This is a genomic window from Gordonia ajococcus (genome assembly GCF_012974285.1).
Taxonomy (GTDB): Bacteria; Actinomycetota; Actinomycetes; order Mycobacteriales; family Mycobacteriaceae; genus Gordonia; species Gordonia amicalis.
Window position 1 is genome coordinate 3,273,213 of the sequence record NZ_CP052884.1, and the last position, 23,250, is coordinate 3,296,462.

General features: G+C 68.5%; 20 protein-coding genes. 5 read left to right on the forward strand and 15 right to left on the reverse strand.

Annotated elements, in window-relative coordinates:
• Nucleotides 1-5 precede the first annotated feature (5 nt).
• On the reverse strand, nt 6-872 hold the full coding sequence (locus GAA2_RS14845; RefSeq protein ID WP_096274084.1) for an MlaE family ABC transporter permease: 867 nt from the start codon (nt 870-872) through the stop codon (nt 6-8).
• Nucleotide 873: 1 nt separating this feature from the next.
• Complete coding sequence (locus tag GAA2_RS14850) at nt 874-1,731, reverse strand: MlaE family ABC transporter permease (RefSeq protein ID WP_006438540.1); 858 nt, start codon at nt 1,729-1,731, stop codon at nt 874-876.
• A 354-nt stretch (nt 1,732-2,085) separates the two neighbouring features.
• Here GAA2_RS14850 and treZ point away from each other — a divergent pair, with 354 nt between their 5' ends.
• Nucleotides 2,086-3,819, forward strand: a complete 1,734-nt coding sequence (gene treZ, locus GAA2_RS14855) for a malto-oligosyltrehalose trehalohydrolase (RefSeq protein ID WP_006438539.1) — start codon at nt 2,086-2,088, stop codon at nt 3,817-3,819.
• Nucleotides 3,820-3,856: 37 nt separating this feature from the next.
• Here treZ and ilvA read toward each other — a convergent pair whose 3' ends face one another.
• Nucleotides 3,857-5,236, reverse strand: coding sequence for a threonine ammonia-lyase IlvA (gene ilvA, locus GAA2_RS14860; protein ID WP_006438538.1), 1,380 nt, complete (start codon nt 5,234-5,236; stop codon nt 3,857-3,859).
• 186 nt (nt 5,237-5,422) lie between these two features.
• Between ilvA and GAA2_RS14865 the strand changes: the two genes are divergently transcribed.
• The gene (locus GAA2_RS14865) at nt 5,423-6,415 is read left to right on the forward strand and encodes an SMP-30/gluconolactonase/LRE family protein (protein WP_040005062.1); all 993 of its coding nucleotides are present in this window, start codon (nt 5,423-5,425) and stop codon (nt 6,413-6,415) included.
• On the opposite strand, the gene GAA2_RS14870 is transcribed toward GAA2_RS14865, so the two are convergent.
• The 5 genes from GAA2_RS14870 to lspA all read right to left on the reverse strand — a co-directional run bounded on the left by GAA2_RS14870 (nt 6,358) and on the right by lspA (nt 13,774).
• The gene (locus GAA2_RS14870; protein ID WP_040005061.1) at nt 6,358-6,627 is read right to left on the reverse strand and encodes a hypothetical protein; all 270 of its coding nucleotides are present in this window, start codon (nt 6,625-6,627) and stop codon (nt 6,358-6,360) included. The two genes, GAA2_RS14865 and GAA2_RS14870, sit on opposite strands and share 58 nt — an antisense overlap.
• A gap of 298 nt (nt 6,628-6,925) precedes the next feature.
• Nucleotides 6,926-10,471: a DNA polymerase III subunit alpha gene (dnaE, locus tag GAA2_RS14875; RefSeq protein ID WP_096274086.1), complete on the reverse strand. Its 3,546-nt coding sequence runs from the start codon at nt 10,469-10,471 to the stop codon at nt 6,926-6,928.
• Between the two features lie 192 nt (nt 10,472-10,663).
• The gene (locus GAA2_RS14880; protein WP_096274088.1) at nt 10,664-12,088 is read right to left on the reverse strand and encodes a serine/threonine-protein kinase; all 1,425 of its coding nucleotides are present in this window, start codon (nt 12,086-12,088) and stop codon (nt 10,664-10,666) included.
• An 86-nt stretch (nt 12,089-12,174) separates the two neighbouring features.
• Nucleotides 12,175-13,101 carry an RluA family pseudouridine synthase gene (locus GAA2_RS14885; protein ID WP_006438690.1) on the reverse strand — a complete coding sequence of 309 codons (927 nt, stop codon included), beginning with the start codon at nt 13,099-13,101 and terminating at the stop codon, nt 12,175-12,177.
• Nucleotides 13,094-13,774, reverse strand: a complete 681-nt coding sequence (gene lspA / locus GAA2_RS14890) for a signal peptidase II (RefSeq protein WP_051995453.1) — start codon at nt 13,772-13,774, stop codon at nt 13,094-13,096. Before lspA ends, GAA2_RS14885 begins: the two co-directional genes overlap by 8 nt.
• Before the next feature lie 40 nt (nt 13,775-13,814).
• Between lspA and GAA2_RS14895 the strand changes: the two genes are divergently transcribed.
• A complete protein-coding gene (locus GAA2_RS14895; RefSeq protein ID WP_006438688.1) occupies nt 13,815-14,759 on the forward strand; it encodes a hypothetical protein in 945 nt (314 codons plus the stop codon).
• Nucleotides 14,760-14,802: 43 nt separating this feature from the next.
• Here GAA2_RS14895 and GAA2_RS14900 read toward each other — a convergent pair whose 3' ends face one another.
• A complete protein-coding gene (locus GAA2_RS14900; protein WP_191835012.1) occupies nt 14,803-15,285 on the reverse strand; it encodes a hypothetical protein in 483 nt (160 codons plus the stop codon).
• Between the two features lie 283 nt (nt 15,286-15,568).
• On the opposite strand from GAA2_RS14900, the gene GAA2_RS14905 reads away from it, so the two are divergent.
• Complete coding sequence (locus GAA2_RS14905; RefSeq protein ID WP_096274092.1) at nt 15,569-16,525, forward strand: asparaginase; 957 nt, start codon at nt 15,569-15,571, stop codon at nt 16,523-16,525.
• A gap of 26 nt (nt 16,526-16,551) precedes the next feature.
• On the opposite strand, the gene GAA2_RS14910 is transcribed toward GAA2_RS14905, so the two are convergent.
• A complete protein-coding gene (locus GAA2_RS14910; protein WP_051995454.1) occupies nt 16,552-18,051 on the reverse strand; it encodes a DNA polymerase IV in 1,500 nt (499 codons plus the stop codon).
• A 70-nt stretch (nt 18,052-18,121) separates the two neighbouring features.
• Complete coding sequence (locus tag GAA2_RS14915) at nt 18,122-18,577, reverse strand: nitroreductase family deazaflavin-dependent oxidoreductase (protein WP_006438684.1); 456 nt, start codon at nt 18,575-18,577, stop codon at nt 18,122-18,124.
• Nucleotides 18,578-18,696: 119 nt separating this feature from the next.
• On the opposite strand from GAA2_RS14915, the gene GAA2_RS14920 reads away from it, so the two are divergent.
• Nucleotides 18,697-19,389 (forward strand): TetR/AcrR family transcriptional regulator, encoded by a 693-nt coding sequence (locus GAA2_RS14920; RefSeq protein ID WP_006438683.1) that lies wholly within the window; start codon nt 18,697-18,699, stop codon nt 19,387-19,389.
• Between the two features lie 14 nt (nt 19,390-19,403).
• Here the strand turns inward: GAA2_RS14920 and GAA2_RS14925 are convergent, their stop codons facing one another.
• The 4 genes from GAA2_RS14925 to GAA2_RS14940 all read right to left on the reverse strand — a co-directional run bounded on the left by GAA2_RS14925 (nt 19,404) and on the right by GAA2_RS14940 (nt 23,238).
• Nucleotides 19,404-19,790, reverse strand: a complete 387-nt coding sequence (locus GAA2_RS14925; protein WP_096274094.1) for an ArsR/SmtB family transcription factor — start codon at nt 19,788-19,790, stop codon at nt 19,404-19,406.
• Nucleotides 19,791-19,796: 6 nt separating this feature from the next.
• The gene (locus GAA2_RS14930) at nt 19,797-21,035 is read right to left on the reverse strand and encodes an MFS transporter (RefSeq protein WP_006438681.1); all 1,239 of its coding nucleotides are present in this window, start codon (nt 21,033-21,035) and stop codon (nt 19,797-19,799) included.
• An 86-nt stretch (nt 21,036-21,121) separates the two neighbouring features.
• On the reverse strand, nt 21,122-22,030 hold the full coding sequence (locus tag GAA2_RS14935; RefSeq protein WP_006438680.1) for an RNA polymerase sigma-70 factor: 909 nt from the start codon (nt 22,028-22,030) through the stop codon (nt 21,122-21,124).
• 8 nt (nt 22,031-22,038) lie between these two features.
• Nucleotides 22,039-23,238 carry an NAD(P)/FAD-dependent oxidoreductase gene (locus tag GAA2_RS14940; protein ID WP_006438679.1) on the reverse strand — a complete coding sequence of 400 codons (1,200 nt, stop codon included), beginning with the start codon at nt 23,236-23,238 and terminating at the stop codon, nt 22,039-22,041.
• Nucleotides 23,239-23,250 lie beyond the last annotated feature (12 nt).

Consider the following 23,250-nt stretch of genomic DNA (forward strand, 5'->3'; position numbering starts at 1 on the left):
CCCCCTCAGCCCGAGATCTTGATTCCGGGCGAGGTGCCCCAGAACACGAGGGTCATGATCAGATTCGCGAACACGATGACGATGATCGCGAGTCGGATGGCATGTCCGGCAGCAACTCCCACACCTTCGGGCCCCCCAGAGGCGAAGTATCCGTAGTAGCACTGGATGAACGTCGTCAGCAGCACGAAGACGATCACCTTGATGAACGAGAACACCATGTCCCACGACACGATGAACTGGTTGAAGTAGTACAGGTAGGTGCCCTCGCCCTGGCCGCTCTGGACCATGAACATGAACTGGCACGCAAGGTAGTTGGCGGCCAGCGACACCGAGTACAGCGGGATGATCGCGAGCACCGCGGCCAGCATGCGGGTGGTGACCAGGTACGGCAGCGGCCGGATCGCGATCGCCTCGAGGGCGTCGATCTCCTCGGCGATGCGCATCGAACCGAGCTGTGCGGTGAAGCGGCAGCCCGACTGCGCGGTGAACGCCGTGGCCGCGAGGAGCGGGGCGATCTCACGCGTCGTCGCGAACGCCGACAGTCCGCCGGTCACCGGCGACATGCCGAGCAGGTTCAGCGCGGTGTAGCCCTCGATCCCCACGGTCGCACCGCCCATGATCCCGAGGATCACCATGACACCGACCGTGCCGCCGCCCACGACGATGGCGCCGTTGCCCCACGCGACGTCGGCGAGCAGCCGCCAGACCTCTTTGCTGTAGTGCCGGAAGGCCAGCGGGACGGCACCGATGGACCGGACCAGGAAGGTGATGAGGTGACCCATCGCCGCGAGCGCGTCGCGCGGCCCCCGATAGACGGCTTTGGCGGCCTCCACGGGCCTGAGCGCGGGTGGCACATACCGTGACGCGGTCATCTCACACCACCTTCGACGGGAAGAGGATCGCGAACAACTGCGTGAGGATCACGTTCACGGTGAACAGGAGCAGAACCGAGTTGACCACCGCAGCATTCACCGAGTTCGCGACACCGGCGGGACCGCCCTTCGTCGAGAGGCCGCGATCGCAGGCGACGATCGCCACGATCGCGCCGAATATGACCGCTTTCGCCAACGCGAACATCAGGTCCGCGGTCGTCGCGAACGATGCGAAAGTGCCCGTGTAACTGCCTGGCGTACCGCCCTGGAAGTACACGTTGAAGACGTAGCCGGTGATGAAACCGACGAAGCACACGAAGCCGCAGAGCAGGAAGCTGACCACCATGGTGGCGAGGAGTCGCGGCGAGATCAGCCGCTCGATGGGGTTGACGCCCATCACCTTCATGGCGTCGATCTCGTCGCGGATGGTGCGCGAACCCAGATCGGCGGCGATGGCCGAGCCGACCGCGCCCGCGAGGAGCAACGAGGTGACCAGGGGTGCGCCCTGCCGGATCACGCCGAGACCGGTGGCGGCACCGGAGAACGACGTGGCGCCGACCTGGCCGGCGATGTTGGACACCTGGATCGAGACGATGACGCCGATCGGGATGGCGACGAGGAGGGTCGGGAACACCGACGTGGTCGCCATGAAAGCGCACTGGCGGATGAACTCACCGAACGGGAACCGCCGCTTGGCGAGGTCGACGAAGAGCGTGCGGAACACCTCGACGAACATGCCCAGCTGGCGTCCGAAGGTGTCGAAGGACGCGACGACATGCTTGTCGAACCACGCCCGAACCGCATTCGGTCTCTTCCGACCGACCTCCTCGTCGTCCGAGGTGACTGCGTCTGTGCTCAATCCCTACCCTTGCGTCTCGGCTCACCCGTTCACCGGCCGTCAGGTCGCCGAGCACGTGATGCGCCAACTCGTGCGCATCGGCTCGGCTGATCTGCTCGAGGTGCCCCCTTGGACATGAGCGTCGCCGTAATATACCCCGCTTTCGTCCGGCGATTGTGATCGGCCTCACAGTATCGCGCGATGCGCCTTCGAGAGCCCCGACATACCTTGCATGATGTGAGGAATTCCCCGACGACGTCCGCGACTGATGACCAGAGCACCAAAACTTGGTCAGTCGACCAACGGGAACAATACCTACCACTTCGTTCCAATGTGGGCCCTTACCACCCGCCACGCTCGGTGAACGAGATCCGGGTGTGGGCGCCCGAGGCCGGGAAGGTGGACCTCGTCGTACGATCCGGCGGTCCCGGCTCCCCCACCCGGTCGGTGCCGATGTCCGCCGGCGCCGGCGGGTGGTGGCAGGTCCCGTCGGACAACGCGATCGAGACCGGCCCGGACCTGCGCTACGGGTTCTCGCTGGATGACGGCCCGGCCCGGCCCGACCCGCGTTCCGTCCGCCAGCCCGACGGGGTCCACGAATTGTCCGCACTCTTCGGCGTCGACGAGAGCCGGTGGACCGACGACGACTGGGCCGGCCGCGACGCGCACGGGGCCGTGATCTACGAACTGCACCTCGGGAACTTCACCCCCGCAGGCACTCTCGACTCCGCGATCGAACGGCTCGACCACCTCGTCACCCTCGGCGTCGATCTGGTCGAGCTGATGCCGGTGAACGCATTCAACGGCACCCACAACTGGGGGTACGACGGCGTCGGCTGGTACGCGGTGCACGAGACCTACGGCGGCCCGGCCGCACTCGCCCGCTTCGTCGACGCCTGTCACGCCAAGGGACTCGGCGTCGTCCTCGACGTCGTCTACAACCACCTGGGACCGTCCGGCAACTATCTGCCGGACTTCGGACCGTATCTCAGTGAGGGCACGACGTCGTGGGGGTCGTCGGTGAACCTGTCGGGACCCGATTCCGACGAGGTGCGCGCTTTCATCGCCGGCACCGCCCTACGCTGGTTCACCGAATTCCACATCGACGGACTGCGTCTCGACGCCGTCCACGCCCTCGCCGACCATCGTGCGGTCCACATCCTCGAAGAACTCGCCGCGGCGACCGACGCCCTCTCGGCCGAGCTCGGGCGCCCGCTGTCACTCATCGCGGAGAGCGATCTCAACGACCCCCGGATGATCATGCCGCGATCTCGCGGCGGTCTCGGGCTGGCGGCCCAGTGGGACGACGACATCCACCACGCCGTCCACACGCTCGTCTCCGGCGAGCGACAGGGCTACTACGCCGATTTCGGCAGCTTCGGCTGCCTCGCGAAGGTCCTGACCGGTGGGTTCTTCCACGACGGCACCTACTCGTCGTTCCGGCGCCGCTGCCACGGCCGGCCGATCCCGACCGACCTCGTGCCCGCGTCGTCGTTGCTGGCCTACACGTGCACCCACGACCAGGTGGGCAACCGGGCGATCGGTGACCGGCCGAGTGCCTACCTGGACGGCGGGCAACTCGCCATCAAGGCCGCCCTGGTCCTGTTGTCCCCCTACACCCCGATGCTGTTCATGGGCGAGGAATGGGGCGCGGCAACGCCTTTCCAGTTCTTCACCTCGCACCCCGAACCGGAGCTGGGCCGGGCGACCGCGCAGGGCCGGAAGGCGGAGTTCGCCGAACACGGGTGGGACAGTGAGGACGTGCCCGACCCGCAGGACCCGGAGACCTTCGAACGGTCGAAGCTGGACTGGTCGGAGCTCACCCGTACCGACCACGCGCGGGTGCTCGACTTCTACCGGTCACTGATCGCATTACGGAAAGCCGAACCGGCCCTCCATGATCCGGCATTCGCCTCGGTCGACGCCGAATTCGACGAGGCGGCAGGGTGGTTCGCGATGCATCGCGCCGACTGGTCGGTGGTGTGCGTCCCCGGCGGCGCGTCCGTGACACTCCCCTGGCCACTCGACGTCCGGCTGGCCTGGGAGCAACCGGACGACGGAGTGTCACCCGGACACAACGTGATCGTCGGCGTCCGGCGCGATTCATAGCCCGAAGCCGCGCCGGGCGGGTCCCGGCCATAAACGATCAGGTCAGGTACTCGTAGGCCGGCGACCCCGGCTCGAGGCGTTCGCAGTGCAGGCGGGAACGCGACATCCGGTCCATCAGATCGCCCAGGTCATCCGGGGTGCCGAGTTCGACACCGACCAGTGCGGCACCGGTCTCGCGGTTGTTGCGCTTGACGTACTCGAACAGCGTGATGTCGTCATCCGGTCCCAGGACCTCGTCGAGGAAACGGCGCAGCGCACCCGGCTCCTGAGGGAAGTCGACCAGGAAGTAGTGCTTGAGGCCCCGGTGCACCAGCGAGCGTTCGATGATCTCGCCGTAGCGGGACACGTCGTTGTTGCCGCCGGACACCAGACATACGACGACCGCGTCGGCGGGCAGCCGCAGCTTGTCGAGTGCAGCGACCGCCAGCGCTCCCGCGGGTTCGGCGATGATGCCCTCGTTCTGGTACAGCTCCAGCATCGCCGAGCAGATGGCGCCCTCGTCCACATGTGTGATGTGGGCGGAGCCCGGGGTCGGCGACACCGGGCCGTCGGGGATGACCCGGACGGCCGGGTTCGCCGAGATGCTCGCCAGGACCGGATGATCGCTGACGCTCGCGCCGAGCTCGGACATCACCCGGTGTCCGATGGTGCCGATCCGCTTCACCGCCGCGCCGTCGACGAAGGGGTCGATGTCGTCGAGGGTGACCGGCCCGCCGTTGACGAGCGCCGCGCTCAGTGACACGGCGCCGGTCGGTTCGACGCCGACGATCGCCACCTCGGCGGAGAGCCCACGCAGGTAGGTCGCCATGCCGGCCAGGCAGCCGCCGCCGCCGACCGGTGCGACGACGACGTCGGGCATCCGGCCGAGCTGCTCGACGATCTCGCGTGCGATGGTTCCCTGACCGGCCGCGGTCCGCGGGTCGTCGAAGGCATGGATCCACGCGGACCCGGTGCGCATCACATCGGCCTGTGCGGCGGCAGCGGCCGCATCGTAGGTGTCCCCGATCGCTTTCAGCTCGACGAATTCACCGCCGTGCCAGGCGATCCGGTCGCGCTTCTGTTTCGGGGTGGTGGTCGGGACGTAGATCCGTCCCGGCACCTTCATGCTCCGGCACGCGAATGCGACTCCCTGCGCGTGGTTTCCGGCACTGGCCGCGACCACACCTCGGGACAGTTCGTCGGCCGAGAGCTGCGCCATCACGTTGTAGGCGCCGCGGATCTTGTAGGAGCGGACGGTCTGCAGGTCCTCGCGCTTGAGGTAGATCTGCGCGCCCGACGTCGACAGTCGCGGGCAGGCCTCGAGCGGGGTACGCGCCACCGCGTCGGCGATTCGCGTCGACGCCGACTCGATGGCGTCGAGGGTCAGTGCCGGACCGTGCTGGTGAACGGGGACGTGGTGCGTACTCACGACTGCCATGTTCTCACTGCGCAGGATCGTTCGGACCGTCCGGGTGCACCGATTCCGACACGGCGGGTGGGTGCCGGGGTTGCCCTGACGGACGGGTGGGTATACCCGCGGAGCCACTCGTCGCCCCGCACCCGTGCGCAAGACCGGGCGAGATCACGGCAGCAGCACGGCCCGCCACCTGACCAGGGAGCAGTCATGACATCTCGCCACCCATCCCGGCGCCGGCGCCGGCGCACCTCTCGCCTCACCCGGATCGCCGCCGGCGCATCGGCCGCCGCCGTGGCGCTCGGTCTCGCCACCGCCGTCGGCCCCGCCCCCGCCTCGGCCGCGCCGCTCTGTCCGGGAGCCGCTCCCGCACGGCTCGTCGGCGTCGTGCCGGGTGCCGCACTCGAAGGCCTGACGGTCGACGCCAGTGGACGCCTCTACACCACCGATCTCGTCTCGGGGCGCGTGTATCGGCTGTCCGGGCCGGGTGCACCGGCGGTGCCGATCGCCCGCGTGCCCGGTGGGAGCGGGGCGGGTGCACTCGCCTGGACGCCCGACGGGACCCTGCTCGTCGGGTACGGCGCCGATCCGCGCGTGTTCGTCGGCGATGCGCTGCGGCACGCGTCCATCGGCCGTCTGGACGTCAACACACGCGCATTCCGTCCGTGGGTGACCGGCCTGTCCGCGGCGAACGGGATGGATGTGTCCGCGCGTGGAAACGTCTACGCCACCAATGATTTCGGCAACCTCATCGGACGCGTCTCACCCGGCGGTGCCGTGAACGCCGCGTGGGGCGCCCTGCCGAGCGCCAACGGCGCGGTCCTGAGCCGCGACGACCGTTGGCTCTACGTCTCGCGGACATTCGTGAACCCGGGCGTCAGCCGGATCTCCACCGCCGACCCGCGGAACGTGCAGAGTCTGCTCGGCGTCGGTACACCGTCGACTCCCGATGGGCTGACCCTCGATTCCCGGGACCGGCCGGTCGTGCCGTTCAACGCGACCGGCGAGATCGTCCGGATCACCTCTCCCGGACGTCACTGCGTGCTGGCGACCGGTCTGTCGACCTCGAGCGTTCTCTCGTACGGTCGCGGCGACCGCGGGTTCTCCGCCGGGCGCCTGTACCGGGCCGGATTCGACGGACGGATCTACGAGATCCCGGGCGGATTCGATCGGGGCGCGACCGCCGCATTCCCCGCCAGGTAGCGCTCGCCCCACCACACCGCGAGGACTGCCACCGCCGTCGCCCACGCAGTGGCCTGTAACGATCCGAGGATCAGCAGGGTCACGACGGCGGTGGCGATGCCGGCGAGGACGGCGTGAGCCTTGTGGGCGGGCCACTCGATGCCGAAGACGTCGATCGTGCGCGGCGCGCGCCGAACCGGACGGTGCACGTTGATGCCGATCATCGTGGTCATCTGCGAACACTCCCCTCTACGGCTGGGCGCTACTGGACGTGGCGTCGAGTATAGCGCCACAGCGAAGAGAAATGTTCGGTGGACCGAAATCCTGGTGACGGGGACCCTGTCGGTGTTCTGGTCGGGCGGTTTCGACGCGGTGGCTCGCTTCGCTCGCTACCGGCTCAACCAGCAGGACACGCCTCGCCGCCAGCGCTCCTCTGGCTCAACCAGCAGGACACGCCTCGCCGCCAGCGCTCGCTACCGGCTCAACCAGCAGGGAGCGGCTTCACCAGCAGAACACGGCTCGACCAGCAGGTCAGCCCAGGCAGCTCGGTCCCAGCAGCGCTTTCAGGTCGCCCATCAAGGCCGAACTCGGCGCCACACGTAGGGACTCGGTCAGCTTGAGCTGCGTCTGTCGTTTGTCGCTGACGAGCGTCACATGCACGTCCGCCATCCCCGGATGGCGCGTGAGTACCTGCTTGAGCGCCTGGACCCGATCAGGGGTGCAGAGTCGCGCGGACAGTGTCAGTGCGACCGGTTTGGTGGCTCCCGCGGTCTCCAGATCGGGAACGGCCAGGTCGTTGGCGCTGATCATCATGCTGTCCTCACGCAGGTTGACCCGGGCCTTGATCAGCACGATGTTGTCGGCCACGATGTCCATCCCGTACGCCACGTACGCGCGCGGGAAGAAGTAGACCTCGACGCCACCGACCATGTCCTCGAGGGTGACCGCGGCCCACGGCTCCCCCTTCTTGTTCACCCGGCGCGTCACCGACGAGATGATGCCGCCGATGGTGATCTGGGCACCGTCGGAGATGTTGCCTTCCAGCAGCGACGTGATCGAGGTGTCGGTGTGCGCGGCGATGGCGTGTTCGACGCCGGCCAGCGGGTGCCCGGAGACGTAGAGACCCAGCATCTCCCGCTCGATCGCGAGCTTGTGCTTGGTGTCCCACTCCTCCTCGGGCACCTTGACCGCGAAGACCTCGGCCAGTCCGGGATCCGCGGCGTCGTCCCCTCCGCCGAACAGGTCGAACTGACCGATCGCCTCGGCCTTCTTGGTGCCGATGACCGATTCGACGGCCTCGGCGTGCACGAGGAACAGCCCCTTGCGCGGGTGGCCGAGCGAGTCGAACGCGCCGGCCTTGATCAGCGATTCCGTCACCTTCTTGTTGCAGGCGGTGACGTCGATCTTGCCGAGGTAGTCGGAGAAGCTGGTGAACTTCCCCTTCTCCTCACGGGCGTTGATGATCGAGCCGACCACGCCCGAACCGACGTTGCGGATCGCGGCGAGACCGAAGCGGATGTCGGCGCCGACGGCCGCGAAGTTGCGCTGCGACTCGTTGACGTCCGGCGGCAGAACCGTGATGCCCAGCTTGCGGCAGTCGGCGAGGTAGATGGCCGCCTTGTCCTTGTCGTCGCCGACGGAGGTGAGCAGACCGGCCATGTACTCGGCGGGATAGTTCGCCTTGAGGTAGGCGGTCCAGAACGAGACGAGGCCGTAGCCGGCGGCGTGCGACTTGTTGAACGCGTAACCGGCGAACGGCAACACCGTGTCCCACAGCGCGGTGATCGCCGCCTGCGAGAATCCGTTGTTGCGCATGCCCTCCGCGAAGCCGTCGTAGGCCTCGTCGAGGATCTCCTTCTTCTTCTTGCCCATCGCGCGACGGAGCAGGTCTGCCTGTCCGAGCGAGTAGCCGGCGACCTTCTGCGCGATCTGCATGATCTGCTCTTGGTAGACGATCAGACCGTAGGTCTCGGAGAGGATCTCCTTGAGCGGTTCCTCGAGCTCCGGGTGGATCGGCCGGATCTCCTGGAGACCGTTCTTGCGCTTGGCGTAGTCGGTGTGTGCGTTCACACCCATCGGACCGGGCCGGTACAGCGCGAGGACGGCCACGATGTCCTCGAACCCGGTCGGCTGCATCATCTTCAGGAGTTCGCGCATGGCCGCGCCGTCGAGCTGGAACACGCCGAGCGTGTCACCGCGGGCGAGCAGTTCGTAGGTCTTCTCGTCCTCGAGCGGCAACGAGTCGAGGTCGAGGTCGATCCCGCGGTTGAGTTTGATGTTCTCCAGGGCGTCACCGATGACGGTGAGGTTGCGCAGACCCAGGAAGTCCATCTTCAGCAGTCCGATGGCCTCACACGACGGGTAGTCCCAGCCGGTGATGATCGCGCCGTCCTGGGCGCGCTTCCACACCGGGATCGCGTCGGTCAGCGGCTCCGAGGACATGATCACCGCACAGGCGTGCACGCCCGCATTGCGGATCAGGCCCTCGAGGCCGAGCGCGGTGTCGTAGATCTTCTTGACGTCCGGGTCGGTCTCGATGAGCGTGCGGACCTCGGCGGCCTCGCCGTAGCGCTCGTGTTCGGGGTTGGTGATGCCCCAGACCGGGATGTCCTTGGCCATGATGGGCGGCGGCAGCGCCTTGGTGATGCGGTCGGCGATCGCGAACCCCGGCTGGCCGAACTGGACTCGCGCGGAGTCCTTGATCGCGGCCTTCGTCTTGATCGTTCCGAAGGTGATGACCTGGGCGACCTTGTCGCTTCCCCATCGCTCCGTCGCGTAGCGCACCATCTCGCCTCGACGACGGTCGTCGAAGTCGATGTCGATATCGGGCATCGACACGCGTTCGGGGTTGAGGAATCGCTCGAACAGCAGTCCGTGCGGGATCGGGTCGATGTTGGTGATACCCAGCGCCCAGGCGACCAGCGAGCCGGCCGCCGAACCGCGGCCCGGGCCGACTCGGATGCCGACCTCGAGGGCGTGGCGGATCAGGTCGCCGACCACGAGGAAGTAGGCGGGGAAGCCCATCTGGATGATGACGTCGAGCTCGTAGTTGGCCCGGTCGAGGTATTCCTGCGGCACCTCGGTACCGGCGAAACGACGCTCCTGGAGTCCCTTCGCGACCTCCTTGCGCAAGAAGGTCTGCTGGGTCTCGCCGTCGGGCACCGGGAAGACCGGCATGCGGTCGCGGTGGGTGAAGACATCTTTGTAGGACTCGACGCGCTCACCGATCTCGAGCGTGTTGTCGCAGGCGCCCGGGACCACCGAGTCCCACTGCTCGCGCATCTCCGCGGCCGACTTCAGGTAGTAGCCGTCGCCGTCGAACTTGAAGCGGGTCGGGTCGGACAGCGTCTTGCCGGTCTGCACGCACAGCAGCGCCTCGTGGGCGGCGGCGTGTTCCTTGGTGACGTAGTGGCAGTCGTTGGTGACGATCGGCTTGATGCCGAGCTTGCGGCCGATGTCGAGGAGACCGTCGCGCACGCGGCGCTCGATCTCGAGTCCGTGCTCCATCAGCTCGAGATAGAAGTTCTCCTTGCCGAAGATCTCCTGCCACTTCGCCGCGGCTTCGAGGGCTTCACGGTCATGCCCCAGACGCAGACGGGTCTGCACCTCACCGGACGGGCAGCCGGTGGTCGCGATGATGCCCTCGGCGTACTGGGCGATCACGTCGGCGTCCATACGCGCCCACTTGCCGAGCTGACCCTCGATGGAGGCGAGCGAGGACAGCTTGAACAGGTTGCGCAGGCCGGTCGCGTTCTCCGCGACCATCGTCATGTGCGTGTACGCGCCCGAACCGGAGACGTCGTCGCTCTTCTGCTCACGCGTGCCCCACTGGACGCGTTTGGTGTCGAACCTCGAACCCGGCGCGATGTAGGCCTCGATGCCGATGATCGGCTTGATGTCGTTCTTGATCGCGGTGTTGTAGAACTCGCTGGCGCCGAACATGTTTCCGTGGTCGGTCATGCCGATGGCGGTCATGCCCAGCCGCTTGGCCTCGGCGAACAACGGTGACACCTTGGCCGCACCGTCGAGCATCGAGTACTCGGTGTGGTTGTGCAGGTGAACAAACGAGTCCGTCACTGTGCCTCTTCTGTGCTCGCTGGTTGCTGTCTCGCGGGGATCATGCGCACGCTGATCTCGTGCCGCCGGTCGCCGAGTCCGGGTCTACTCTAGGCGCGCCCACCGACACCTCCTGGGAGGCACTCCGGGCGGTGACGAATGGGACAGCTGTGACAGCATGGCCGCCTCGCGCACACCCCGATCCACGTCGGGCTACAGCGCAACGAGAAACACGACGACGATCAGGATCAGCAGCACGGCCGCCACCCCTGCCAGCACCAGGGGCAGGCGGTTCGGGCTCGACGACGGACGCGGACCGCCGGACGACATCGGCCCGCCTGGGAACGGTGCACCACCCGGCGGCCGTCCCATCGGTCCCGACCCCGCGGCGCGGAGATGGTCGTTGGTCTGGCGGTGCGGACCGGACGGTGGGTGCTGCCACACGGCGGGATCGGCTCCGGTGGCCGGACGCGGTGGTGCCGGCCGGTCTCGCGGCTGCCTGTCCCCGGACGGGCGTTCACCGGCACGCCGATCCGGGTTCGGCCGGGGTGCGGCCCGCCGCGTCGCCTCCCCGCCGGGCGGGGCGGGCGGAGGTCCGCCGCGGTACGGACGTCCCGGCGCCGGCGGCGGAACCGCGCGACGTGTGGCCGGCATCGGCCCGGGTTGGTTTCGCGAGGCCTGATGGTTCCCGCCGGCCGGGCGCGGCGAGAGTCCGCGCACGGTGACGGCCTCGGCGTCGGGAACCGACGGTCGAGGCACGTGCCGGAGACTCGCCGTCAGTGCGTCGGCGAACTCGCGGCAGTTCGCGAACCGCTCCTCGGGTGTCTTCGCCATCGCCCTGGTGATCACCGCGTCGACCCCGGTGGGCAACCCGGCGACGAGTTCGGATGCCCGCGGCACCGGGTCCTTGAGGTGTGCGCCGATGACCGCGCCGGTGTCGCGGTCGTCGAACGGCACCCGGCCGGTGAGCAGGTGGAAGGTCGAGGCCGCCAGCGAGTACTGATCGCTACGACCGTCCAGCGTCCGTCCCATCAGCTGTTCCGGTGAGGCGTAGGACAGGGTGGCCAGCACGGTGCCGACCGAGGTGAGGGCCTCGGTCTCGTCGGAGATCTTGGCGACGCCGAAGTCGGTGAGCAACACCCGCTGTTCCTCGACCGTCGAGTCCTCGTCGACCTCGGCGAGCAGGATGTTCCCGGGTTTGACGTCGCGGTGGGTGAGACCCCGGCGGTTGGCGTGGTCGATGCCGCGGGCGACCTGCGACGCGATGTGCGCGACCCGCGACGGTGTGAATCTCCCGATGTCGGCGAGCTCACGGGCACAGTCGGTGCCCGGCACGTACTGCATCGCGATCCACAGCACATCCGACCGACCGGTCTCGGACGCGGTGGGGACCGTCGCCCGGCCGCGATTGAAGACGGTCACGATGTTCGGGTGGTCCAGGGTGGCCGCGACCTCGGCCTCGCGGAGGAATCGGCGCCGGAAGTTGTTGTCGGTCAAGCCTGCCGAGTCCTTCAGCACCTTCAGTGCGTCATACCTGGGGAGCTCCGGGTGCCGGGCGAGGAAGACAGCGCCCATGCCGCCGCTGCCGAGGAGTCGCTCGACGCGGTACCCGGCGATCACCGTTCCAGGCTCGAACACTCTCTCAATCTAGGCGAGTTCACCGACGATGTCGCCGGTTGACGGCCGAACGAATGCAACGCCTCCGGCGAGGCCCGACCCGATGCTCAGGTGGCGCGCAGGACGTCGAGTGCGTGCTGGAGGTCCTCTGGATAGTCCGAGGTGAACTCGACCGTGCGACCGTCCGCGGGATGCGCGAAACGCAGCGTCCGCGCATGCAGCCACTGTCGTTCGAGACCGAGCCTGCGGGCCAGGACCGGGTCCGCACCGTAGGTCGGGTCGCCGCAGCACGGATGGTGCAGCGCCGCGAAGTGGACGCGGATCTGATGCGTACGGCCGGTTTCGAGGTGGACGTCGAGCAACGACGCCGCCGCGAACATCTCGAGGGTGTCGTAGTGGGTGATGCTCGGCTTGCCGTTCGCGGTCACGGCGAACTTCCAGTCGTTGCCCCGATGCCGGCCGATCGGCGCGTCGATGGTGCCCGACGGCGGGTCGAGATGTCCTTGGACGAGGGCGTGGTAGCCCTTGTAAACGGTCCGCTGCTTGAACGCCCGCTTGAGCAGCGTGTAGGCGCGTTCGGAGACGGCGACCACCATGACGCCGGAGGTTCCGACGTCGAGGCGGTGGACGATCCCCTGCCGCTCGTGCGCGCCGGAGGTCGAGATCCGGAACCCGGCGGCGGCCAGCGCGCCGATCACGGTGGGACCACTCCAGCCGAGCGATGGATGCGCGGCCACTCCGACCGGCTTGTCGACGACCACGATGTCGGAATCGTGGTAGATCACCTCGAGGTCCTCCACCGGCGTCGGCTCGACCCGCAGCGGTTCCTCGGGTTCGGGCAGCGTGACGTGCAGCAGGGTGCCCGCGGCGAGCTTGTGTGACTTGCCGACGACGATCCCGTCGACGAGGACGTCGCCGTCCTCGGCCAGGGTGGCCACGACGTTGCGCGACAGTCCCAGCATGCGGGAGACGCCCGCGTCGACGCGCATGCCGTCGAGTCCGTCGGGTACCGGTACGACGCGTGATTCACGCATGGGTACTGCCCCCGTCCTCGTTGCCGTCGGTCTTGTCGGTGCTGCCGGTGTCGTCGGGATGCCGGTCACGCCGGGCCGCCCACCCGGTGCGGCTGCCGTCGTAGTCGAAGCCCAGGGCCGACAGGGCCACCAGCAGGATCGCCCCGCAGACCACGGCGGAGTCGGCCACGTTGAAGACCGGCCACCAGCCCACCGAGACGAAGTCGACGACGTGGCCCTGAAGCGGCTCCGGTGCGCGGAAGATGCGGTCGATGAGGTTGCCGATCGCGCCGCCGAGCACGAGCGCGAGACCGATCGCCCATCCCCACGAGTTCAGTCGACTGCTGTAGCGGATGATGACGGCCACGACGATCAGTGCGATGACGGTCAGGACCCAGGTGTATCCCGAGGCCAGCGAGAAGGCGGCGCCGCTGTTGCGCACGAGTCGCAGCGTGACGACGTCGCCGATGATCTCGATCGGGCGCTGCGGATCGAGGGTGGCGACGGCGATGGTCTTGGTCAGCAGATCGAGCCCGATGACGACGAGCGCGACGCCGAGGAGCGCTGCGGTCACCTTGGAGAAGCGTCGTCCGGGGGTCGCGTCGTCCGATCGGACCTGATCGCGGTCGGCGTCCGGAGAGCGGGCGCCGCGCGGATCCGCGTTGCCGGAATCCGTCAGGGGTTGGTCATCCACAGCCTCATTGTCCACGACCGGTCGAATACGCTGGCTACCCGTGTCCTCGCATCGTCGTTTGTTCCGGTCCGTTGTCTCCGCGTGCGCAGTCGTCACGGCGGTGTCCGTGCTGGTCGCGGGGTGCTCGTCGGACTCCGACGACGACACCGGCACAGGTTCGGCGACCTCGGCCGGCTGTGTGAACGAATCACCCTCCCGGGCAGCCGGAGCGGCGCCGGTGCCGATCTCGCCGGCCACGGTCACGCTGGTCGACGCAGGTGAAGGCGAGCGCCGGGTCGCCTCCCCCGCTCCTGACACCTCCTCCACACAGTCGGTGACCTTGGTGACGACCTCCGAGGTCGCCTCGCCGGGGTCGGCGGACGCCGAGACCGTCGAGACACCGCTGACCGCGCGGTTCTCCTGCACCGACAGGTCGGAGGTGGAACTCGAGCTGGGCACCGTGACCTCGCCGGATGCGTCCCTCAACGGACAACTGCCGGCGATGGCCGGGACGAAGGCCGGACTGACGACGGGTCCCGGGCTCGCACCCGTCGCGTTGCGTCTCGCCCCGCCGGAGCAGGCGGGCGAGGAAGCGCGCCTGGCGGTCGAACAGTCCCTGGTGACGGCGCTGAACACCTCGATCGCACTGCCGACCGAACCGATCGCGGTGGGCGCCAGGTGGCGCACCGAACGCGTCATCTCGGCGGCCGCGACGGTCACGCAGACGATCGACGCACGACTCTCGGCCTGGGACGGCAACCGTCTCACCATCCAGTTCTCCGCGGAGGAGACCCCGGTCAACTCGGTGTTCGCCATCCCGGGCGGCAACGACACGCTCACGATCAGCCGGTTCAGTTCCGAAGGCGGTGGAACCGTGGAAGTCGACCTCACGCGCGGGCTCCCGGTCGGCGGCGAGCTGACCTACACCGGTGCGCGCGAACTCGTCGGGGCGGACCCGTCGCGTCCCCTGGTACAGAAAACCGGGTTGACCGTCACCTGGCGGTGAGGGACAACCCGGTTTCCCCGGGGTCAGCCGAGAGGCCGCCTGCCTAGCTCGCAGGCTTGCACATGGCGCTCTGGACCTGGTACAGGCCGAGCAGGTTGCACACGGTCTCGTTGGACAGCTTCCAGCGGCCGTCGTCGTAGACGATGGTCGACTCGGCGTTGGTCGGCGGGTTGCCTGCGGTCTCGATGCGGACCTTGACGCGGGCCTTCTTCGGGCCGGAGCTGATGACCGGGTTCACCAGGACCCAGTCCACGTCCGAGTTCTCCGCACGGGCCTTGACCAGCTCGTCGAAGATGGCCGGATCCTTCTCCGAACCCTGGACGAGGACGATCTTCTCGTCACGGGGGACCTTCGGGTCCACGGCGGTGGCGACGAGCTCGTTGAGGGCGGCGATCGACGGCGGCTTGTCACCGTTGGTGATCGCGGAGCCGGTGTCACCGCCGGCGGCGGCGTCGGCGGTGCTGGTCAGGGTCGGGGCGGGCGGTGCGTCGCTGTCGTCACCACCGCAGGCGGCGACGCCGGTCATCAATGCGGCCGCGATCATGGTCGCGCCAAGAAACTTCCGATACTTCAACGATCTCCCTCACTATGTCTGTGGACGTGGGCGCGCCGGGGCGCTTTCCCGTGGTTCGCCGATGGGGTCTGCCGGGCGAGCCCGGCGACAGCCCACACCACTATGCCAAACGCAGCCGCGACATCCGGGTTCCACGCCGTGGGCGACGACGCTCGACGGCTCCTGGAGATGCCAGCGGGCTCGACGCGGTCACGGTGCTTGACGGCCCGGCGACGTGCCGTGAGGCTTGACGTCCATGACCGCTAATCCGCCGCCCGCCCGGTCGACCGTGCTGCTCACCACCGGTGGCACCATCGCCGCCCAGACCACCGCCGACGGTGCCGTGCCCGCGCTCGGTGCCGACGACCTGTTGTCGGCGACCGGGGACACCGGCGCGGGCACCGTTCGCAGCGTCGACCTGATGTCGGTGGACAGTTCGGCGATGACCGTCGCCGACCAGTTCGCGGTGGTGCGGTCCATCGCCGAGGCGCTCGCCGACCCCGAGGTCGACGGCGTGGTGGTGACCCACGGCACCGACACGATGGAGGAGACGGCCTTCCTGGCGGATCTCTACTGCCTCGACGAGCGGCCGGTCGTCTTCACCGGCGCGCAGTTGCCGGCCGACCACCCCCACGCGGACGGTCCCCGGAACCTCGGCGCGGCCCTGGCGGCGGTCCGCGACCCGGAGTCGCGCGGTCGCGGCGTCCTCGTGGTCGCCGGCGGCCGCGTCCTGCCGGCCCGCGGGCTGTTCAAGGTGTCGACGACCGACACCGCCGCCTTCGATTCGGTGCGCACCGACCTGCCGCGTCCGGTGCTGACCGACGAGATCCCCATCGGCCGGACCGCGCGAGTCGACACCTTCGCGCTGTATCCCGGCGTGTCGCCCGGGCTGATCGCGGCCGCGGTCGCGCAGAACGCCGCCGGCATCGTGCTCGCCGCGACGGGTTCGGGCAACACCCATCCGGACATCACCGCCGAGGTCGTGCTCGCGGTCGCGCACGGGGTGACCGTCGTGGTGACGAGTCGGGTGCCGTACGGCGAGGTGTCGGCGACCTACGGCGGTGGGGGCGGCGCCGTCGACCTGCATCGTGCGGGCGCGATCGTGTCACCGTGGCTGCGTGCGCCGCAGGCCCGGATGGCGCTGATCGCGCTGCTGACGGCACGCTCGAGCCCCGAGGCCATCGCCGAGTTCTTCTCCGCGTCCGGGACGTGACGCCGCACGAGTGGCCGGCGCGGCGATCACTCCTCGTCGCCGGCGAGATCCCATTCGAGGCTGTCGAGCGGGTCGGCGAGGCGTAGGTCGGGGTCGTCGACGCCGAAGGTGCGCGTCCGTCCGGGCCCGGTGGTCCGTGTCTCGAAGCGGACGGTGACGACGCCGTGCCCACTCCCCTGCACCCACCCGTGACCGAACTCGGGGTGTTCCACATCGGCGCCGGGAGCGAACGGCGCCCGGCTCAGCGGATTGCCGCCGGGAGCGAATCGCACGGGTTCGGGTGATTCGGTGTCGGCGGTGGGATCGTGAACCGTCTCCGACACCTCGACGACGTCACCGGATTCCGGTGACGATCCCGGGGCGGATCCCGCCGACGCGGTGTCGTGGTGCGTCGTCTCGTCGGGCGAGGTGTCGAGGTCGTCGAACAGTGCGTACTGCTGCACCGCCGTGAGACCCGAGAAGCCCACGCCCACAAGCCGTATCGACCCGACCGTCCGCGGGTCGAGAGCGAGGCGCTGGGCGGTGCGCTCGAGGTCGTCGAGATCGGTCGTGGCCGCGGCGGTGGTCGCCGACCGGGTGAGGATCGACATGTCGGAACGTTTGAGCTTCAACACCACCGTGCGCGCGCCGCGCCCGTCCTTGAGCAGCCGACGATGCGCGTCGGCGGCGGCTTTTCGTATCGCCTTGCGCAGTTCGTCGAGGTCGACGATGTCGGTGGCGAAGGTCGACTCGGCGCTGATCTGTTTGGCCGAGGCACGCTCGGCCACCGGTCGGTCGTCGACCCCCTGGGCGAGACGGTGCAGTGCCGGTCCGACCGTGGCGCCGAGTACCGAGGCGACCTCGATCGGCGACATCGCGGCGAGGTCGCCGATGGTGTCGATTCCCAGACGTGCGAGGCGATCCCCCGAGACCGGACCGATCCCCCACAGTTTGCGCACCGGCAGTTCGTGCAGGAAATCGATCTCCCCAGACGGCGGGATCACCATCACGCCATCGGGTTTCGCCATTCCCGACGCGATCTTGGCGAGTTGCTTTCCGCTGCCGAGCCCGACCGAGGCGGCGAGTCCGCATTCGGTGCGGATGCGGGTACGCAACATCTCCGCGAACTCCCGCGCATGCGCGACCGTCGCCCCGGCGAGTTCGGCCGGTTCCGCGAACGCCTCGTCGAAAGAGAGCGTTTCGATCACCGGAACCGCTTCGCGAACAATGCGGAACACCCGCTTGCTGACCTTGCCGTAGACCGCGCCGCGCGGGGGTACGACGACGCCGGTCGGGCCGATGAGGCGTCGGGCCTGATGCATCGGCATCGCCGACCTGGCTCCGAACACCCGTGCTTCGTAGCTCGCCCCGGCCACCACTCCCCGGCCACCGGAACCGCCCACGAGGACCGGGCGGCCACGCAAAGTGGGCCGGGTGAGCTGTTCGACCGAGGCGAAGAACGCATCCATGTCGAGATGCATCACCCAACGGGCCCCGCGCTCGGAGTCGTCGCCCGCCGGCGCGGCACCCGACTGCCCGCCGGACATCCACCGCTCGGGAACCGATGAACCGTCGGCGATCGTCGAGTCGGGATCCGGGCGCACCACTCGTCCGAGTCTAGTGAGCAGGACGGATGACGAAGACGGGGATCGAACCTGCATGGCGCGCGAGGTCGTCGTCGGACGGCTTGGTGCCGAGCCCCTCGGGCAGGAACCGGCCGACCTCCCAGCCCCACTTGCGCAGATACTCGCCGATGATCGGCGGACGCCGGTCCGCGTCGACCTCGGTCAGGGCGACGACGGTCCGCCGGCGGCCCCGGCTGAGTTCGGCCGTTCCGGCGGCGCGCACGTTGCGAACCCACTGGGTGTTGCCGCGCGGCGAGACGAGGTACTCGCCGCCGTCGAATCGCAGGACGTTCACCGGGACGCGCTGCGGATCACCGCTGCGGCGACCGACGACGGTGAGGTTCTGGGCACCGGCCAGGTTGACGCCGTGGTCGGCGAGCCAGCGGACGGTGCGGTTGACGACGTTGTCGAAGCCCTCGGGGGCGCGGTAGTGGGTGGTCGAGGTCATGGTGTCGACGCCTTTCATGGTGGCCGGAAGAATTCGAGAGCACCGCTCTCGTTTCAAGTGTGCACCCGGACGCGGTAGAAATCAAGAGCACTGCTCTCGAATTGTGGAAGGATCGTCGCATGGCGACCGGACGAAGCCGCGCGGAGAACCGCGCGATGATGACCGACGAGATCCGCAGACTCGGACGCGAGCATCTCGCCACCCACGGCGCAGCGGGTCTGTCACTGCGGGCGATCGCCCGCGAGATGGGTGTCGTGTCGTCGGCGGTCTACCGATACGTCCCCAGTCGCGACGACCTGCTGACGATGCTGCTCGTCGAGGCCTACAACGACGTCGGCGATGCGATCGACGCGGCGGTCGAGACGGTCGACCCCACCCGCCGCCGGGAGCGACTGCTCGCCGCGGCCGAGGCCGCCCGGGACTGGGCACTCGCCGACCCCGCCCGCTGGGCACTGCTCTACGGCAGTCCGGTCCCGGGCTACACCGCACCCGGCGACCAGACCATCGAGCCGGGTACGCGCATCCCCGCCCTGCTCCTGCGCGAGTGCGCGGCCGCCTACTCCGAGGGTCTCATCCGGGACGACCTACCTACTCCCGCAATCGAAGTCACCGATGACATGGCCGCCATCCGCGACGAGTTCGGCATCGACACCCCGGTCCGCGTGCTGGCGGCGTCGACCACCCTGTGGGCGGTCCTGGTCGGCGCCATCAGCCTGGAGACCTTCGGCCAGTACGGCACGGACACCTTCGCCCATCCGCGTGCGCTCTTCCGGTCCCAGATCGAACTGACGCTGTCGATGCTGTTCACGTGACAGCGCACGGCCGGTCAGTCGTGCGGTGGTTCGCCGGTGACGAAGTGGTCGGCATGGTTGAGCCCTTCCCGGACGAGGCGTGCGAGGTGTCCGTCGTGAAGGCGGTAGACGATCCGGCGGCCGTCTCTGCGGGTCTCGACGAGGCCCGTGAAGCGCAGCTTGGCGAGGTGCTGGCTGACCGCGGTGCGCGATGCATCGCAGGCTTCGGCGAGCGCGGAGACGTCGGCTTCGCCGTGACTGAGTTGCCACAGGATGTGGAGCCGAGTGGAATCGGCGAGCATCCGGAATGTCCGGGTGGCCGCGTCGAGCCTCTCGGCATCCGGTGGTGTGCGGTGGTCGAGACTAGGCCTCGTCGACGTGAGCGAAGGGGCGGGATCGGCGCCTTCCGTGCCACTGCCCATTCGTGTTCACCTTTCCACACCGGCCATGATGGGCCTCGGGTAAGTAGCCGGCCAGAGTCGTGTGGCCGCCATCGCTGAAAGTGTAGCCAGGGCTGCCAGGATGATGGCGGCAGTGAGCTGGGACACCTGCGCCCCCACCCAGCCGGCAAGCGGGTAGGTGACGAGAAAACACGCATGCGACAGCGAGAACTGCGCGGTGAACACCGCGGGCCTGTTCGACTCGGTGGAGTAGTCGCGCAGCAGACGGGCCGTCGGGGTGCTGATGGCCGACGTCGCCGCGCCGATCACCGTCCACGCAGTGATCAGCCAGACCCATCCGACGACCGGGGACACCGAGGTGGCGAGCAGGATCGCCGTACACACCAGACCGACGACGACGAGCAGCGCGCCGGTCATCATCACGCGCCGATCCGACATCCGTCCGAGAAGTCTCGGCATCGCCAATGCGACGAGCATCGACCCACCGCCGTACGCTGCCAACGCCATGGCGACACCGGCATTGACCCCGCCGAGCAGCGATCGGACATAGACGACGGTGTTGACGACCACCAGGCCGGTCGCGGTGGCGACCACCATATTCAGTGCGAGCAGGCCCCGGAGAGGTGCGTGGCCGACCATCACCCGGGCTCCCTTGGTGATCCGCGTACGTAGTCGCTCGTTCTCGGCGGCCGCGGTGATGCGCGGAAGTCGGGTGGAGATGACCAGCGCCGCGGATACGAGGAACCCGAGCGCCGTGGCGACGAAGAGTTGGTTGTAGGAGATGACCAGCAGCAGTGCGCCGGCGATCGCGGGGCTGGTCAGCGACTCGAGGTCATACGCCAGCCGCGAGAGCGACAGGCCCTTGGTGTAGTCGTCGGTGTGGGTGAGCACGGACGGGATCACGGCCTGGAAGGTAGGAGTGAAGGTCGCCGAGGCGGCCTGCAACACGAAGATGAGCACATAGATCTGCCACGTCGAACCGATGAACGGCAGCATCAGCGCGATCACGGCCCGCACCGCATCGGCCGAGACCATCACCGCTCGCCGCGGCAGACGCTCGGTCACCGCCGTGATCACCGGCGCGACGACGACATAGGCGACCATCTTGATCGCCAGTGCGGTGCCCAGCACCGCCCCGGCGTCCTCGCCGGCGATGTCGTAGGCGAGCAGCCCCAGCGCAATGGTCAACAGCCCCGTCCCCACCAGGGCCACCACCTGAGCGGTGAACAGCCTTCGGTAGACCGGATGGGCCAGGACATCCCACACAGCGTCTCCTCATTCCGCCTGACTACACGATGCAGCCATCCTACATGTGCGCAACTGCGCACATGTAGGTGCATGAGTCGGTCGCGTCAGCGGGCGATCGTGCGCGGCTCCTCCACCCCGACCAGCTTGTCGGGATTGCGCATCGCGTAGATCTGCTCGATCACACCGTCCACGATGTGGAACGTGAAGGCGCCCTGTAGTTTCCCGTCGAAGTACACCAGCATGCCCGGCTCGTGATTGAACACGGCGACCTCGACCCGGTAGTCGTCGATCGTCGCCCCGAGCCGCGCGAAGCCGGTGAGCAGGCGTGCCACCGGCAGGGCGCCCCGGACCGGCCGTTTGACCGCGGTGGCCTTGCCGTCGCTGTCGGCCGTGAACACGACGTCGGGAGACAGCAGCGCCATGAGGGACTCGACCTCCCCGGACTGCGCGGCGGCAAGGAACTCCTCGACGACCGCGCCGGCACGTTGCGCATCGACCGGTTCGAAACGGGGCCGCCGCGACTCGACATGCGACCGTGCCCGATGCGCGATCTGGCGAACCGCAGCCGAGGACTTCGAGACCATCGTCCCGATCTCGGTGTAGGAGAAACCGAACACCTCACGCAGGACGAACACCGCACGCTCGTCGGGGTTCAGGGACTCCAGCACCACCAGCATCGCCGTGGACACCGACTCGGCCAGTACGACGTCGTCGGCGAGATCGCGGTCGTCGAGCAGGATCGGCTCTGGAAGCCACGGGCCGACGTACTCCTCCCGACGCCGCGAGCGGGAACGCAGGGCGTTGAGTGCCTGGCGCGTGACGATCTTCGCGAGGTAGGCCTTCGGGTCGGTGACATCGGCGTCGTCGACCTCGGCCCACCTCAGGTAGCTCTCCTGCAGGACGTCGTCCGCGTCGGCCGCGGACCCGACGATCTCGTAGGCGACCGTGAACAGCAGCGGCCGAAGTTCCGCGAAACGTGTTGCTCGACGGTCGGATTCGCTGCTGTTCACCATCGTGCCTCTCATCGGAGGGCCGGTTCGGTCGTCGTGGTCAGGTCGCCGCCGCGGAACCACCGGAACGCACCGGGGTGGGTGGCCTCATGACGGATGTTCCACACCGTACCGCGGCACACCAACTCCTTGGTCCAGGCCGCGAGACGACCGGTCACCACTGCACGCGCCGGCGAATCGTCGCGACGCGTGAACTGTAGGGTGGCCGCGCGGCGGCCGATGCTGGCGCACTGCGCGACGAAACCCTGGTCGACGGGATTCGGCTGCTCACCGGCGATCCGGGCGAGCACCGCTTCGGCCGCCTGAGCACCCAGCGGCTCGGCGGCCTGGCAGCTCATCCTCAGGGGCATGCCCTCGACCGCGACCGCGTCACCGGCGCCGACGATCCGATCGTCGTCGATGCCGGCCAGGGTCGCGTCGGTGCGCAGGCGGCCGATCTCGTCGGTCGCCAGGCCGCTGTCGGCCGCCAGTTCCGGGGCCTCGAAGCCGGTGGCGAGAATCGTTGCCGCGCTCGGCAGTACGTTTCGTTCGCCGTCGATGTCGACGGTGACGGTCCGCTCGCCGATCTCGACCACGCGGCCCGTGTCCACGACGTCGACGCCGAGTCGGATCAGCTGCTTCTCCGTGGCGCTCCGGGCCCGCTCCCCCACCGATGACGCGATCCCCCTGCCGCCCACCAGACGCACGTCGTGGCCGCGTTCGGCGAGTTCGGCGGCGACCTCGATCCCGGTGAGTCCCCCACCGACGACGGTGATCATCTCGTGTGCGCCGAGACCTTCCACGCGTTCGCGAATCCGTTGTGCGCTCGCCCAATCGGCGATGAACAGGGCATGCTCCGCCCCGGGGATCTCCGGGGTTCGGTGCCGGGTACCGATCGCATAGATCAGGTGGTCGTAGTCGAGGTGCGCGCCCGACGCGAGATGCACACGGCGCGCACCGGCGTCGATACGGGTAGCGGTGTCGACGACGACGCGGATGTCGTCGGCCAGCACGTCGTCGAAGCCGACCAGCGGATCACCGGTTCCCGAGACGAACTGGTGCAACCGGATGCGCTGCACGAAGAACGGTTGCGGGTTCACGACCGTGACGGCGACGGCGGGGTTGCGCCGGAGCCGGTTGGCCGCCATCGCGCCGGCATAGCCCGCGCCGAGGACGACCACGTGCGTCCGTGCGACTACCTGGATTTCCTGCGTGGTGTCGGTGGTGCTCATGGTTCTGCCTTC